Consider the following 17,879-nt stretch of genomic DNA (forward strand, 5'->3'; position numbering starts at 1 on the left):
CCGTTCAGGCCAGCCCGGTCATTTACATGCGTTAAGATGCTGCTGGTCAGATCAGGTTGGTCTGGACACCCTCCTGAACTAACAGCTCGGCGTTGACGGTGCTGTGTTTGTAGACTTCATAACGCACGCCCGCCACTTCCACCACGCCGGTCTCTTTGGCCCAGTCTCCCGGATCGGTACCGTTGAGCATGTCATCGAGGTTAACCACGTCACCTTCGTCACCGTTGATCATCAACTGCACGCTGCCGTCGGCAATAAACAGGTCTTTATCACCGTGCGCCAGAATATCGCCGAGGCTGATATGCAGGGTGTTATCGCCGCTGCCGGTAATGTCAATCACCTCAATTCGCTGTTGCGCCGGGTCGACGTTGCTGAGATCGATAACCTGGTCTGCACCGTCAAGGATTAGCAGGCCGTCTTCGAGCGCTGGCTGAGCCAGAGATTGCTCTAAATGTTGTTCTGCTTTCTGCTCCAAAACCGGAGTTAGTTTTGAATCATTCTCATGCTGAAGAGCTGCAGCTATATCATGCTCATTCTCTTTTTCTTCATCACCTGCAAAAGTCTGTAAAGTTGATGGATAAGTACCGTACGATATATCCCAAACATTTGAAACAAGACCAGGAAATGTTTCATATCCAAATTCAATAACTTTGACACCTTTAGGTGGCGTAATTGTAAACCTCCACGTATAAACGGTAGCATTAATGGGATCATTCACACCGTTTCCAACCCCCCACAATGCCGTTCTATACTGAACGGGTATATATGAGACATATGGGTTTGCAAGTCCAACATACACTCTTCCAGTAGAATCTCTAAATCGGATTCTATGATCTGTCACAGGGTTAGTCGGAATATTGGTATATATACCCATTTCTATCGTTAGTGAGTCCACGCCTCCATTTAATATTCTGAAATTATTCAGAACAGAAGAAGCATTTGGGTTGGCTGTTTGCAATGCATAATTCAATTTCCAGCTTGACTCCCCCTGTATAACGTTGGGGTTAGGTAATACATGACCGGTCTGATTTGTCCCTTTTGAATATCCCACGGCACTAACACCGCCACCTCCAGATGTAAATTGGAACATGCCTCCACCAAACGTGCGACCATTCGTTGCGTTGAAAGATCCCGCCCCACCATAACTCTCCCAGTCTTCAGCAACACCTGCATAGACAGGCGCCACCGGCGCATCCGGCTCAATTCTCACCTGTACCGGTGCCGTATGCCCGCTGCGGTTACCCAGGTCGTCCTCAAAGGTCGCCGTCAGGTTATGCGTGGCGTTGTTTGCAAGCGCTGGCGTAATGCTCCACGTGCCGTCCGCTGCAGTCACTACCACAGAACCCACCGCCGTGTTGCCGCTCCACAGGATGACCAGGTCGCCCACGACGCCGCCACTGCCGCGGATTTCCGGGGTCATGTCATCGGTGACAATCTGCGCGCCCGTATTGGGTCGCAGACCCGTTGAGGCACCTGCATCGTCAAACAGGCCGGTAATGCTGCCCACCGCTGGCGGCGTGGTGTCGATGGTGAACGACCACGCGTCAACCTTGCCGCTGGCGTTGTTCGCCCGGTCTACGAACTGCGCCTGATAGATATAGGTGCCGTCACGCTGCGCCGGTAAGGTTACGCTCCAGCGACCGTCTGCGCCCGCCTGAACCGACGCAATCGGATTGCCGCCACGGCTGTCGTAGATATAGACCATCGCCAGCGCTTCGGTCGTGCCCGTCAGGGTTGGCGTGTTGTCATCGGTACGCCCATTGACTGGAATCGACCCGGTGGCACCATCGCCGCGTGCACCCGCATAGTCATCAATGATGTCGGTAATGGTGCCCGTCGGCGGCGTGGTGTCCACGTTTATCACCCACGGTGCCGTCACCGTCTGGTGCAGGCCGTCGTCAAAGGTCGCCGTCAGGGTGTGCGACGCCTCGGCCAGTGCCGGGGCCACCGTCACCTGCCATGTGCCGTTCGGCTGGACAATGGCCGAGCCGCGTGCCGTTCCGTTCGCGTCACGCAGCGTCACGGTGGTGCCCGCCTCGCCCGTTCCGCTGAAGACCGGCGTTGGATCGTTGGTCAGCCCGCCGTTGGTCACCGCCACCGGATTCGCCGGGTCGTTGTCGTTCAACACGCCGGTGATCGCGCCCACCGGCGGTACGGTATCGATGGTGATCGGCCACGCGTCAACCTTGCCGCTGGCGTTGTTCGCCCGATCAACAAACTGCGCCTGATAGGTATAGGTGCCGTCCGGCTGCGCCGGTAGCGCCACGCTCCAGCGCCCGTCCGCGCCCGCCTGCACTGACGCAATCGGATTACCGCCACGGCTGTCGTAGATGTAAACCATTGCCAGCGCTTCGGTCGTGCCCGTCAGGGTTGGCGTGTTGTCATCGGTGCGGCCGTTAGCGCCCACCGATCCCGTCACCGTTCCGAAGTCATCAATGATGTCGGTAATGGTGCCGGTCGGTGGCGTCATATCCACGCTCACCGCCCACGGTGCCGTTACGGTCTGGTGTACGCCGTCGTCAAATGTCGCCGTCAGGGTGTGCGATGCCTCGGCCAGCGCCGGGGCCACCGTCACCTGCCACGTGCCGTTCGGCTGGACAATGGCCGAGCCGCGAGGCGTACCGTTCGCGTCGTGCAGCGTCACCGTAGTGCCCGCCTCGCCAGTGCCGCTGAAGACCGGCGTTGAGTCGTTGGTCAGTCCACCGTTAGCTACCGCCACCGGGTTCGACGGATCGTTGTCGTTGACCACGCCGGTGATCGCGCCTACCGGCGGTACGGTATCGATGGTGATCGGCCACGCATCGATCTTGCCGCTGGCGTTGTTCGCCCGGTCAACGAACTGCGCCTGATAGGTATAGGTGCCGTCCGGCTGCGCCGGTAACGTCACGCTCCAGCGCCCGTCCGCGCCCGCCTGCACCGACGCAATCGGATTACCGCCACGGCTGTCGTAGATATACACCATTGCCAGCGCGTCGGTCGTGCCGGTCAGGGTCGGCGTGTTGTCGTCGGTACGGCCGTTAGCGCCCACCGATCCCGTCACCGCCCCGAAGTCATCAATGATGTCGGTAATGGTGCCGGTCGGTGCCGTGGTGTCCACGTTCACCGCCCACGGTGCCGTTACGGTCTGGTTCGCGCCGTCGTCAAAGGTCGCGGTCAGCCCGTGGCTGCCCTCCGCCAGCGCCGGGGCCACCGTCACCTGCCACGTGCCGTTCGGCTGAACAACGGCCGAGCCGCGCGCCACGCCGTTCGCATCGTGCAGCGTCACTGTAGTGCCCGCCTCACCCGTGCCGCTGAAGACAGGGGTGGTGTCTTTCGTCCAGCCGCCGTTGGCAATCGCCACCGGGTTCGACGGGTCAATGTCGTTGACCACGCCGGTGATCGCGCCCACCGGCGCTACTGTATCGATGGTGATCGGCCATGCGTCGATCTTGCCGCTGGCGTTGTTCGCCCGGTCAACGAACTGCGCCTGATAGGTATAGGTGCCGTCCGGTTGCGTCGGTAACGTCACGCTCCAGCGCCCGTCCGCGCCCGCCTGCACCGACGCAATCGGATTACCGCCACGGCTGTCGTAGATATACACCATCGCCAGCGCTTCGGTGGTACCGGTCAGGGTCGGCGTGTTGTCGTCGGTGCGGCCGTTAGCGCCCACCGATCCCGTCACCGCCCCGAAATCATCAATAATATCGGTAATGGTGCCGGTCGGTGCCGTGGTATCCACGTTCACCGCCCACGGTGCCGTTACGGTCTGGTTCACGCCGTCGTCAAAGGTCGCCGTCAGGTTGTGCGATGCCTCGGCCAGCGCCGGGGCCACCGTCACCTGCCACGTGCCGTTCGGCTGGACAATGGCCGAGCCACGCGCCACGCCGTTCGCGTCGTGCAGCGTAACCGTGGTACCCGCCTCACCCGTACCGCTGAAGACAGGCGTGGTGTCTTTCGTCCAGCCGCCGTTGGCAACTGCCACCGGGTTCGACGGGTCAATGTCGTTGACCACGCCGGTGATGGCGCCCACCGGCGGTACGGTATCGATAGTGATCGGCCAGGCATCAATTTTGCCGCTGCTGTTGTTCGCCGGGTCTACAAACTCGGCCTGGAAGGTGTAAGTGCCGTCCGGTTGCACTGGCACGGTGATGCTCCAGCGTCCGTCCGCGCCCGCCTGCATTGACGCAACCGGAGTCGGGTTAACGCCGTCGTAGATATACACCATCGCCAGCGGCTCAGTCGTCCCGGTCAGGGTTGGCGTGTTGTCGTCGGTACGACCGCCGGACCCGATGGATCCCGTCACAGCACCGAAGTCATCAATGATGTCGGTGATAGCGCCGGTCGGTGCCACGGTGTCGATATTCACCACCCACGGTGCCGTTACCGTCTGGTTCGCCCCGTCGTCGAAGGTCGCCGTCAGCCTGTGGCTGCCCTCGCCCAGCGCTGGTGAGACAGTCACCTGCCACGTGCCGTTTGGCCCTACAATCGCAGATCCGCGAGGCGTGCCATTCGCGTCGTGCAGCGTCACCGTCGTGCCCGCTTCGCCCGTACCGCTGAAGAGCGGCGTTGGATCGTTAGTCAACCCACCGTTCGCCACCGTCACCGGGTTCAGCGGATCGTTGTCGTTGACCACGCCGGTGATCGCACCGGTCGGCGGTACGGTATCGATGGTGATCGGCCAGGAGTCGGCGCGCGCCGGCGCGGCGTTGCCCGCGCGGTCCACGAACGCCGCGGTAAAGTTGTAGGTACCGTCGTTCTGCGGAGCCAGCTCCACTTCCCACCGCCCGTTAGCCCCTACCTGTACCGACCCCAGCACAACGGTGCCGTTGCCGTCGTAGATGTATACCCAGCTCAGCGGCTCGCCCGTGCCGCGCAGCGTCGGCGTGCGGTCATCGGTGATGCCGTCGCGCCCTATCGCGCCGGTGACCGGGCCAAAGTTGTCAATAATTTCGCTGATGGTGCCAGCCGGCGGTGCCGTGGTGTCCACGTTCACCACCCACGGTGCGCTCACCGTCTGGTGCACGCCGTCGTCAAAGGTCGCCGTCAGCGTGTGCGAGGCCTCGGCCAGTGCCGGGGCAACCGTCACCCGCCAGGTACCGTCAGCGCCCACGATAGCAGACCCGCGCGCCGTGCCGTTCGCGTCGTGCAGCGTCACCACCGCACCCGCTTCGCCCGTGCCGCGCAGCACCGGCGTGGTGTCGTTGGTCCAGCCGCCGTTCACCACGTCGACGATGTCCGACGGGTCGTTGTCGTTCGCCGCGCCGGTAATTGCACCGGCCGGCGGTACGGTGTCAACCGTCACTTCCCACGCCTCCGAGCGCGGCCCTTCAATGCCCACGTCGTCGCTGAAGCTCACCTCTATCTCGTAGGTGCCGTCCTGCTGCGGCGGCAGCGTGTAGTTCCAGCTGCCGTCCGCATTCACCGGCACGCTGTCAATCTTCACGCCGTCTACGTAGACGTTCACCGTCTCGCCCGGCGTGCCGCGACCCTGCAGCGTCGGCGTGCTGTCGTCCGTGCGGCCCGGGTTGGTCAGGTTGCCCTGCACCGCGCCCACGTCGTCCACCACGTTATCTATCACCGCGCGCGCCGGCCCGGTGGTGTCCACGCTCAGCTCAAACGGGCTGGTCACGGTGGTGGCACCGCCCGGCGCCGTGACGCTGGCGGTTATGCTGTAGGTCCCTTCGCTCAGCGTCAGCTCAAGCGCCCAGTGGCCGAACGCGTTGGTCTGCACAGAGCCCACAGCCACGCCGTCTACCAGCACGGTCACGACGCTGTTCGGCGTCGCGCGGCCGTGCACCACCGGCGTGGTGTCGTCGGTGCGGCTGCCGCTCGCCAGGTCGCCGGTCAGCGCGCCCTCGTCGTCCGCCACGTGGGTAATCGATACCACGCGCCCGGAGGTGTCCAGCGTAAAGTCAATCGCCGGACGCTCGCCGCCCGAGTTGCCCGCCGCGTCAACCACTTCCACCGTCAGGCTGTGGTCGCCGTCTTCCAGCGGCGTGGTTGGCGTCACGCTCCAGTCGCCGTTCGCGTCCGCCACGTCCGTGCCGATGACGTTGCCGTCCTGGTCACGCACGATGACCGTCGCGCCCTCTTCCGCCTTGCCCTTCAGCGTCGGCGTCGGGTCGTCAGTCGTGCCGTCCTGCGGCACCTCCACCGCCGGGTTGTCGTTCTCGTCGTCCCACAGCGTTACGTCGCTCGCCGGGTCCGGCGCGTCGAGGTCAACGGTGATGGTCCAGCCGCCCGTCGCCTGGCCCAGCGTACCGTCGGCCAGCACCGGACGCGCGCTCAGGGTGTGCTCACCCGAGGCCAGCGCCGGGGTGGTGAGGCTCCAGCGGCCGTCCGCGCCCACGGTAACCGAGTTAAGGAAGGTGTTGCCGTCAAACAGGTGCACCACGGTGCCCGGCGTGCCGGTACCCTGCACGGTTGGCGTCGCGTCGTTGGTCAGGCCGCCCTGCTGGATCGGCCCCACGTGCGCCAGCTCGTCGTCCAGTACCGCCACAATCGCCACGTCCGGCGTGATGCCGCCGCCGACCAGCGCCAGGTCGAACGGATTCGACGGCAGGCTGGTGTTGCCCGCCTTATCCTGCGCGGTCGCCGTCAGCGCGTGCTCGCCCTGCGCCAGCGGACGCTCCGGACGGAAGCTCCAGTTGCCGCCCGCGTCGGCCTGCGCCGTGCCCAGCAGCGTGCCGTCGGTGTCGTAGATCTCAATCAGCGCGTCCGCCTCCGCGGTGCCGCTGATCAGCGGGTGCGGATCGTCGGTGCTGCCGCCGGTGACCGGGCCGTTCGCGTCGGTCACGCCGGTGATCACCGGCGCGGCCGGGGCCACGGTGTCAACCTCGAACTCAATGGCCTCGCTCTCCGGACTGCGCTGGCCTGAAGGCTCAACGATGATGATGCTCACCGCGTGGTCGCCGTCGTCCAGCTCGTTACCCGGCTCCGGAGTGAAATTCCAGTTGCCGTCTTCATCCACGATGGCGGTGCCGATAATCTGCTTGTTGCCGCCGAAGTCGTCCCAGATCTCCACGGTGTCGCCCGGCTCAAGGCCGCCGCCGGCGAAGGTCGGACGGTCATCGTCGGTCAGGTCGTCGATCAGGCCGGTGTGCGGGCCCACGTCATCCCACGCGCCTTCCAGCGCCCCGCCCGGTCCGGTGCTCGGAATGCCCGGTGCAACGGTGTCGACTTCAATCACCCAGCTGTCAGAACGCTCAGAGATCCAGCCCGCCTGGTCCTGCACTGCCACACTGAATTCATGGCGACCCTCGTTCAGGCCCGGGTCAGGCGTCCAGCGCCAGTTGCCGTCCGCGTCAGCCTGCTGGCTGCCGATACGCTGGCCGTTGTTATAAATGATCACCAGCGCGTGCGGCTCGACGTTGCTGCCGGTCAGCGTTGGCGTAGGGTCATCGGTGATGGCCGGGTTGGCCAGCGGGCCCTGAATGTGACCCACGTCATCAAGAATGGCGTCAATAGCCGGTTTCGCCGGCGGGGTAAGGTCTACGATGAGGACAAACTCACCGGTTGGCGCGCTTTCGCCGCCCGCCGGGGTGGTGACCGTGGCGGTGATACGGTGCTCGCCTTCGGTCAGCGTCGGGGTGTGGGTCCACTCGCCGCGGCCGTTCGCCATTACAGAGCCCACGGCGGTGCCGTCAACGTAAATCGTGACCAGCGCGTTCGGTGTCGCCTGACCGCGCAGCGTCGGCGTGGCGTCATCGGTAACCGCGCCGTTGCTTAACGGACCCTGAATCGCGCCGACGTTGTCGGTGGCTGAATCAATGGCGATCAGCACCGCGCTGGTGTCAACGATGAAATCAATTGGCGTGGAGGGCTGGCTTTCGTTGCCGGCCTGGTCTGCGACGATCACGTCAAAGCTGTGTTCGCCTTCGCTCAGAGGCGGCGTGGTCCAGCTCCAGCTGCCGTCGTCTTCGGTGCGTACGCTGCCGATGATGACGCCGTTATCGCGGATATACACGATGGCGTCTGGCTCCGCCGTGCCGTTAAAGGTAGGCGTGCGGTCGTCGGTGGTGTCGCCGGAGTTGATTGGCCCGACAATGTCCGGCACGTCATCAATCAGTTCCAGATCGCCCGCAGCGGCAGGCGCCGTCACGTCAACGTGGATAATGTATTCGCCGGAGGGCGGCGTCAGGCCGTTGACCGCTTCAGCGACAATAACGTGTTCACCGGTAGCCAGATCGCGATCGGAGACGATGCTCCAGCGGCCGTCTGCATCTGCCGTCACGCTGCCAATGGATACGCCGTCAATCGTGACGTTAACCACGGTACCGGCCGGGGCGGTACCCTGCACCTCTGGACGCGGATCGTTAGTGACGCCGCCCGGGGCGATGTTGCCGACGATGCCGCCCGCCACGTTGTCAATCACGCCGGTGATGGCCGGTGAGTCCGGGATCCCGCCGGCCTGTACGATCAGATCGAACGGTTCGGACACCTGGCCGCGGTTGCCCGCGCTGTCGCTGGCCTGCGCGGTGATGATGTGCGCGCCGTTGCTTAACTGGCGCTCTGGTGTAAACGTCCAGCTGCCGTCAGCATCGGCCATCACCGTGCCTTCCAGCACGCCGTCAATGTAGACCCACACTTTACTACCCGCATCCGCGGTGCCGCGGATTTCAGGCTGGGCGTCGTCGGTCGGCACGCTGCTGTCGATAGGGCCGGTCACCGCGCCCTGGTCGTCCCACAACTCGGTGATCAGCGGCTGTCCCGGCGGGGTAAGGTCGACGGTAAAGTCGAGCGGATCGCTCGGCTCGCTGACGCGCCCCACCTCATCTTCAATGACAATTTCAAACACGTAGTCGCCATTGCTCAGTGGGCTATCCACTTCTGGCGTCCACGTCCAGTTGCCGTTGGCATCAACGATGGCGGTACCCATTTCGCCAAAGAAGTCCTCGCGGATATGTACGATGTGGCCCGGCGTTAAGCCGGTGCCCTTAAATTCAGGGCGGCTGTCATCGGTGCTGCTGCCGGCTTCAATCTGGCCGACGATTTCACCCACGTCATCCCAGGCGCCTTCAAACTGGCTGCCGGTAGGCTTCGGTGGCGGAACGGTGTCAACGGTAAACTCAAAGGCCGGGCTCGGCTCGCTGCGGTTCTGCGCCGGATCAACAATGATGATGGAGATGCTGTGCGGGCCTTCGCTCATGTCGGCTTCTGGCGTAAACGTCCAGCTGCCATCGGCTTTAACAATGGTAGTACCAACAAGCTCGCCAGTGACAGAATCGTGGACTTCAACGGTGTTACCGGGAACCAGTCCACCACCATTAAAGGTTGGACGATTATCATCAGTGATATCACCGCTGGAGATAGGGCCGGTTTTAAGGCCGACATCATCAATGACGTTATCAAGATCAAATGCGCCCGGCACCATCACCGGCGGCGTAATGTCGACTTCGAAGTTAAAGGGTGGCGTGGTCAGGCTCGGGTTGCCGGCGGTGTCCACCACCACCAGTTCAACGCTGTAGTGACCTTCCGGCAGTGGCGCATCCGGTGTCCAGGTCCAGTCGCCGTTCGCATCAACCGGAACCACCTTAACCACTTCGCCGTTCAGGATGATTTCAACCGTGGCATTCGGCTCTGCCTTGCCGCGAAACTCGGGCTGCTGATCGTTGGTGCTGCCGTCATTCTCCACCGGGCCTACGCCGGGAGCCACGTCATCCCAGACTTCATTCAGTTCGGCACGGTCTGGGGCTTCTAAATCGATAATCAGCTCAAAGCCTTCTGAAGGCAGGCTGGTGTTACCTTCAGGATCGCGCTCAACAATGATAATGGTGTGATTGCCATGCTCCAGCGGCGGTGGCGTGTAGCTCCAGCTGCCGTCACCGCCTACGGCCACTTCACCCAGCTTGGTTTCGCCATCCCAGATCTCAATGGTGTTGCCCGGCGTACCGCTGCCGTTAAAGGTCGGCGTGCTGTCATCGGTCACATCGCCGCTGTTGAGCGGGCCGGTGATGCTGCCAAAATCGTCAATTACTGAACCGACGGAAGGAATGCGACCCCCGATACCGCCAGCGTCGCCCTCGCCGCCGCCAGAGCGGCTATTTGCATTGTCGTCGCTGTCACGGCGGCCAGCCAGATAACCCAGACCCGCTGCTGCAGCCAGCGCGCCCAGCATACCGAGCGCGATAAGCGCCGGTGAAATCGCCGTGGCCGCCATCGCCAGGCCATCCAGACCGGCGATGGTATTCGCCCCGAGTGCCACACCGCTGATTTCACCGTCCATCAGGAATGCGGCGTCGTCTTTCTCTTCACCACTGGTGGCAATGTATTCGTGCCACTGGCCATCTTCGCCCTTACCGACCAGCTCGCCTGGATGATCATAAAAACCTTCGATGATCAATTCCGGATGCTCTATGTCTGAACCTTCAAGGATGACATGCAGGTTCTTACCGACACGCCTGAGCGTAATGTTTTCTGGCGCGACGCCGTTTTCACCCTCGGCCAGTACGTATTTTGCACCGGGAATGGCTTTAATCTTGACCGCTTTACCTGCGGTTAACACTTCTGCTTTGACTATCGTATTATCGTGCACGACGGCCGCGTTAACAGGAATTACACTCATTGAAACTTTCCTTTATGTGAGTTTGGTTCTTTGCGACAGCCGCTGCGGCGGCGCAAAAGACAGCCTGGAACACACATCCCCGATGAGGGAGTTCGCCAGATGGGTAAATCATCACCCCGTCTAGGAAAATTCCTTGCAGAGACATTTCTCGAATATTTGAATCAAACAGTGAGCCGCTCAAAAGACAGGGACTAAAACAATCAAAGCACCATGGAAATAACCCCATAATATTTATACTGTTATATTGATTTTACCTTCTAAAAATGTCGTATTTACGCGACGCTCAGCATAAGGAACGTTTTTTGCTATTACATCGATTGACCAGACTGATTATGTTCATAGCAATGATTTGTCTTACAGCGCTGGCGCATGCTGCAGGACAACCGGTGCATTTGGCCGAGCGCGTTTCAGCCGTCGTCGCCCCCATCGTTCTGCCTGCATCAGGCGCGGCATGGCTCAAGACGCATACGAGCCTGAATGTCGGCGTGTGGCTGCCGGCGCAACCGCCTTTTATGATGGATTACGCACCGCAGAAAGAGTTTGAAGGTTTATCCGCCGATTATCTTGCGCTATTGGGGAAAATGCTGGATGTGTCCGTTAAGGTTTACGTTTATAACGATCGGCGGAGTGCCATTACCGCGCTTGAGCAGGGTGAGGTTGAACTACTCAGCGGGCCTGCATTACATGGCGAGCATGATAGCAACCTCATTTACTCCATCCCGTTTATTCAGGACAGCGCAGTACTTATCCATCAAAAAGGCGTTCAGCCTTCATCACCCGAGACGTTACGCGGCAAGCAATTGCTTTACGTTGGCGATGATGAAGTCGCCCTGGCGCTAAGCAATGCCTGGCCGGATGCCGTTCTCTCGCGCCAGACCAGTTATTATCGGGCTATCGCAATAGTGAAAGATAATCCCGATGCGCTGCTGTGGGGAAGCCGTCGTACGCTGGAAAGTATTAACCACCAGATTTATCGATCTGCGTTGGTTACCACTCCTGCCTCAGTAGGCGCATCCCTCTCGCAGGGTTATTTAACCCGACCGGAGAATCAGCCATTAATCGATACCATCAATGCGGCACTCGAAAAAATCCCAACGGAAACATTGAATAAGCTTGATCAGGTCTGGCGTCAGTTCACTAACGGTGAACCTCAGACCGGAATATTAAATCTCAGTGAAAGCGAAAAAGCCTGGCTGCGGGATAATCCGGTTATCCCGGTCTATCTCGACAATAACAACTCGCCTCTCTCAATGGTTGATTCCGAAGGCCATGCGCACGGCATCGTCATTAATTTGCTCAATACCATTGCCAACCAGAGCGGGGTGAAATTCCGCTATGAGCGCATGAATAATCTGGTGGATATGCGGCAAAAGCTGATCAAAGAGAATGACGGTGTGATTGCCACCGCCGATGCCTCTGCGCGTCACGAGCCTGATATACGCTATACAACCCCCTATTTTATTTCCCGCTGGGTATTGGTAACGCGTGATAATGCGCCAACTATCACCTCTCTGGCCGATATGGGCGGGAAAAATATCGTGGTCTATCCTGGGGTGTATTATCTTGCCGAATTGAAAGCGGCATATCCGCAAGTGCATTTCACTGAAAGCACAATGTCATTTAGCGGTTTTTTCAAAATTCTCACGGGAAAAACAGATGGTGCAATCGTTCCAGTCCTGGTAGCCGATGTATTGAATGACACCCTTGTTGATCGGTTTTTTAAAGTGGCGCTAGTGATGGATTTACCACCGGTAAGAATGGCGATGGCCGTCAATACCGCCAATAGTCAACTCCTGTCCATCCTGAATAAAGCCATTGAACAAGTGCCACCGCGTAATATGGTCAGAGAATATGTGCAGTGGCAAAAGCATCATCCGCTTTCTTCATTAAGCTTATGGGACCGTTATAAATATTATCTTTATGCAGCGCTGCTGTTAATTACGGTCATTGTGGCATTTATATTGCTGCGCAATGCAATGCTGAAGAAAAATGTGGCAGCGTTAGAAAGTCTGCAGGCTGAGCTTGAGGCCGCCAGAAAAGCGGCAGAACAGGCCAGTCTCTCGAAGGGAACGTTTCTGGCGCAAATGAGTCACGAAATCCGTACGCCAATGAACGCGCTGATTGGATTACTTGAACTGGAAAACTTCGGCCACTCCACGCCAGAACAACGCAGGAACAACCTCGCGGTAGCCTATGAGTCCTCCAAATCACTGCTGATGTTGGTGGGAGACATTCTGGATATGGCGAAAATTGAGTCAGGTTCTTATACCGTGCGGCATGTGCCGGTTTCGCTCAGTGAAACATTAAACAGTGTGACCACGCTGTTCCGCTACAGCGCCGAGGAAAAACATCTGCAGTTATCCTCCACGCTTGAGGTTACACATCCTGATATTCTGTTTGATCCCATTATGTTGAAGCAAATCCTGTCTAATTTGCTCAGCAACGCGATTAAATTTACCGAGCAGGGCGAGATTGAGGTGGGCCTTTACCAGTCGGGTGAGGTTAATGAAAATCGCGCTGTCTATGTGATTGAAGTGTCAGATTCTGGCAGTGGTCTTAGTGAGACGCAGCAACGCGAGATTTTCGAGCCATTCGTCCAGGTTGAAGATTCTCGGGCCCGACATCAGGGAACCGGACTTGGCCTCAGTATTTGCCGTCACCTGGCGGATTTACTGGGAGGACGGTTGAGTATCGACAGTGAGCCTGGCGAAGGATCAACGTTTATTTTTCGTTTTAGCGCCGAAGTAAACCATAACACCGCCGCGGTGGCGTCCAGCCGCGCAGGGATACCGCGCACAGCCCACACACTCAAACGAATTTTGATTGTGGATGATCATGCACCTAACCGTCTGTTGCTAAGCCAGCAGATCGCCTTTGCCGGTCATCATAGCGTCGCGGTTGAATCAGGTGCGCAAGCGCTGCTGGCCTGGGCTGATACCCAGACGCCATTTGACGTGGTGATAACCGATTGCAATATGCCGGAGATGAGCGGATTTGAGCTGACGAAAAAACTCCGTCATATTGAGCAAAACGCTGGCCGTGTTCCCATTCCGATTTTTGGTTTAACCGCGATGGCCGAACAAGATGTCGCCATCCGCGCTCGGGCCTCTGGCATGACCGATTGCTTATTTAAACCGATAGAAATTGCAAATTTGCTGGCACGTATCGACGGAGATGTCGATGCGCCAAGCCCCATACAGAGTGAAAGCCCAACTATCATGACGTTGGATAAACTCGCCCGTTCAAACCCTCGCGCCTTTGACGATTTAGTGTTGACCATTATTGAACAGAATCAAAAAGATATTGAACAACTCGCACTGCATATTGCAGCCGTTAATTTTCCGGCAATTGCGATTACGGCACATAATATTTTGGGTGGCGCGCGGTTGATTGACGCGTCTGATCTGGAAGAAGTTAGCAAGAAAATTGAGTCGGCGGCGAAGGAAAGTAATTTAAATTCCGTGTCAGAAGCCTACCAGCAGTGTGTGGGGGTGATCTTACAACTTGAACATCAGTTGCAAGCAGCATTAAACGCCAGCAATTAACGTTTATATTCCAACCACACGTGAACAAGACTCTTCTCGAATAATGCCCTTTTCATTACGGAAAGGGGATTTGCACTTGCCGCGAGCGACAAACAGAATAAGAATCCTCTGACTCATACCGTTGTCACCACCAGGAATAATCATCGTGAGAGTGGATATTTACGCTTTCGCATGGGCGCTTATTGTGTTTTTTTTCTCAATTGAAAACGTACCCGCTTATGCAAAAAAAAATCAAGTTGAGTTATTAGCCAGAACTCAAATCGCCTCACCTGAAATAATGCTGAGTGGCGAGAGCGTACGCTGGATTATTGATAATAAAACCATAAAATTAGCCATCTGGGGCAACCCACACCCGCCTATTTACATGGGATATGACAGCAAAACTTACGAGGGAATTGGGGCGGACTATGCCAACATTCTGGCAAAAACACTCAACAAACGCGTTGAGGTTTACCATTTTACTACCTTAACCGAGGCTAAAAAAGGCCTTGATCAGGGTGACGTAGATGCGCTTGCATTTTATACGCCAACCGATTTGAAGGCTGATAATTATCTTACCACGCAACCTTATTTGCTTGATTATCAGGTTGTAGTGCACAAGAATAATCTCGACTCTCAATCCTTGCTCAATTTTAAAAAAAGTGAATTAGCTTTTGTCGGTGATGATGAAACACAACGTTCATTAAGAAGCTATTTTCCTGAAGCGCGATTAAAACCGTATCTTTATTTTAGTGAAGCGATGGCATCTCTGGCTTATAAAGCCACCGATGCATTCTGGTTGAATGCATCAACGGCACGATTTCTCATAAAGCAGGGTGTTGAGACGCAGGCCAAGGTCATGCTGCAGACCTTACCGGCCACTGCCAATGTCTCGTTTGCTGTTCGGTCTGAAAACCGGGGCCTGTTCCAGGCCATTGAAAGCACTCTCACAGCCTTGCCGCTGGCGGATCGTATCCGCATCATCAATAACTGGGGCCTGGACGCATCGTTTGTGGTTAAAAAGAATCCAATGATGTTAAATCCAGATGAGCTCGCATGGATCCACCAACATCCTAATGTCCCGGTTATCCTGCCACGCGCGATGCATCCACTGAGCTTTGTTGACGAACGGGGTTTTACGAATGGTTATGCCCACTCCTTACTCACGCTAATCGCTGAACGAACCGGTATTAAATTTTCACACGTCACCCCAGCACCTGGCTTACATGAAGGATCGCTACCGGAAAAACAGGCGCAAGGTGTTATCGCTAGCGTAATAAGACAACCGCAACCCGAGGTCGGCATGCGCTACAGCCGTAGTTTTGCCATATCTCCTTGGGTGCTGGTGGTTGATGGACGTGGAGGAGAGTTTACTTCCCTGGCTCAAATGGCTGGAAAAACGGTGACCTTAACGCATGATAGTGGACTTTATTCCTCCCTTAAAGCGCACTATCCTCGGGTGAATTTCGAGTTAACCCACAATCTGACAGATGCCATGTTGAAGGTAGTGCGTAAGCAAGCCGATGCCGCTATCAGTCCACAGATTTCAGCAGACTATCTGATCAATAAGCAGTTCTATAATAAGCTGGTGATTACCAATGCACTCGGCATTGCACCGGCAAATTTTGTTATGGCCGTCAGCAGTGAAAATCCAATTCTGTTGAATATTTTAAATAAAGCCATGTTAGATCTTTCACCTAAAACGATGCAGCAGGATTTATCGCCCTGGCAGAATTATCAGGCTCCACCCAAGGTCACCGTCTGGGACAAGTACAGCCGTGACCTGGTAAAAGTGGCGGGACTGGTTATTCTTCTACTCATGTTCTTCTTTGTCCGCAACCGTTATTTAGGCCGCAGATTAGCCGAACGTAGGCGTTATGAACAGCAGTTAGAAGATCAATTACGTTTTATTCGCACTTTAATTGATGATTCACCCGTGGCGCTGTATGTCCGGGATCTGCGTTGGAAAATGCTACAGTGCAATAATACCTATTTGCAGTTTTTTAATACCAAACTAGAAACGGTGAAAGATAAAAGCCTCGCCGAATCTGGCATTATTAGCGCGGCCTCAACGAAGGCATTTCAGCGGCTTTATCAAAAAACTTTGCAGTCTAAAGCACCATTATTTACCCAGCTTTCGATGACAACCAATGATGGCAAAGTGTCGCAGGTTTATCATTGGTCCCTGCCCTATCGCGATCACCGAGGTGAAATCAATGGCATTATCGGTGGATTTATTGATATTACAGAACGTGAGCAATTACTAACGGAACTTAAGCAGGCAAAAAAGGTGGCGGAAAAAGCCGCTGTTTCAAAAACCATTTTTCTCGCCCAAATGAGCCATGAGATCAGAACGCCGTTAAACGCATTAATTGGGTTGTTAGAGCTGGAGCATCGTCAGAAATCCGCACCTGCGAAACGCGCTCATAATATTGCTGTGGCCTGGCAAGCTTCTCAATCGCTGCTTGCTCTGGTAGGCAATATTCTTGATATGGCAAAGATTGAGTCGGGTACACACAACATTAAAACCAAACCGATTTCCCTGCGGGATGCAATTCAGTCTCAGCTGACGCTGTTTAATCATCTCGCTATGCAAAAACAATTAACGCTGAGCTATCACTGCGATACTACTGATAATGACATCCTTTCCGACCAAACAATGTTTAATCAGATTGTGGCCAATCTACTGAGTAATGCCATAAAGTTCACTGAACGAGGAAAGGTGGAAGTATGCCTTCAACAGCGTGATTCACGTCGTCAGGGGCTGAAACACTATATTTTACGCGTGACAGACACCGGGCCAGGCTTAACTGAATATCAGCAGCAGGCGATTTTTGAGCCATTTGTCCAGGTGGAAGATGGCAGAACGAATGCAGAGGGTACCGGGCTAGGGTTAAGTATTTGTCGTCAACTCGCGAATAAGCTCAATGGGGAATTAACCGTTGAAAGTCAACCCGGCGTGGGGGCGAGTTTTATTTTCGATTTTTATGCAGAGAGCCACTGTCCTGAGAACATCAGCGATGCCAGCGTGGATCCTGAAACGAACCAGCGGGCTTTAAATATCCTGGTTGTTGATGACAACGCCCCTAACAGGTTGGTGCTTTGCCAGCAGTTAGAATACATCGGTCATAATGCAGTCGCGGTAGAAGATGCCCACCAGGCGCTTATCCGCTGGAACCTCGCCAAACCGCCATTCGATATGGTCATCAGCGATTGCAATATGCCAGGCATGGATGGTTTTGAGCTAATAAAACAGCTGCGTAATAAAGAGCAGGAAAAGAAATTACCTCGTCGCCCCATGTATGGGCTTACTGCGATGGCTGAACACGAAGTGGTTGAGCGTGGGAAAGCGGCAGGTATGACAGCCTGCCTGATTAAACCTTTATCATTAGAGGCGCTCAAAGCGCATCTTGCTGTTGAGAATTTAACCGATAATGCGATCCCAGCGAAAGAGGGGGACGTAAAAACATTCTTCTTCAGTCGCATGCCCAATTTAAGCTCAAGTGCCATAAGAGATCTTAGTGAAACGTTATTGGTAAGTAATGATCAAGACATTAAGCAATTACAAGCAGCAATTTCGTCAAAAAATCCTCAGCAGACAAAAGACTGTGCACACCGTTTGTTAGGCACCGCGCGAATGATCAAAGCGGAGAAATTAGGACATTTATGCTCTGATATTGAGCGTTTTTCGGCAAGCGAACAGTGGGATATTATTGAAAGCTTGCTTGTCTCTTGCATTGATGAAGTCAGGGATATCGCCTTCAACCTGGAACGGGAATATGAGTGTTAAATCTTACATTTAACCAGTTGAT

General features: G+C 56.3%; 3 protein-coding genes. 2 read left to right on the forward strand and 1 reads right to left on the reverse strand.

Annotated elements, in window-relative coordinates; genetic code table 11:
* Positions 1–46: 46 nt before the first annotated feature.
* Positions 47–10,543: an Ig-like domain-containing protein gene (locus HX773_RS21275; protein ID WP_176973206.1), complete on the reverse strand. Its 10,497-nt coding sequence runs from the start codon at positions 10,541–10,543 to the stop codon at positions 47–49.
* A gap of 302 nt (positions 10,544–10,845) precedes the next feature.
* Here HX773_RS21275 and HX773_RS21280 point away from each other — a divergent pair, with 302 nt between their 5' ends.
* Together HX773_RS21280 and HX773_RS21285 are read left to right on the forward strand one after the other, a co-directional pair.
* The gene (locus HX773_RS21280) at positions 10,846–14,088 is read left to right on the forward strand and encodes a transporter substrate-binding domain-containing protein (protein ID WP_176973207.1); all 3,243 of its coding nucleotides are present in this window, start codon (positions 10,846–10,848) and stop codon (positions 14,086–14,088) included.
* Positions 14,089–14,233: 145 nt separating this feature from the next.
* Positions 14,234–17,857 (forward strand): transporter substrate-binding domain-containing protein, encoded by a 3,624-nt coding sequence (locus HX773_RS21285; RefSeq protein ID WP_176973208.1) that lies wholly within the window; start codon positions 14,234–14,236, stop codon positions 17,855–17,857.
* Positions 17,858–17,879 lie beyond the last annotated feature (22 nt).

It is taken from the genome of Pantoea sp. B9002, assembly GCF_013385945.1.
Classification (GTDB): Bacteria; Pseudomonadota; Gammaproteobacteria; order Enterobacterales; family Enterobacteriaceae; genus Pantoea.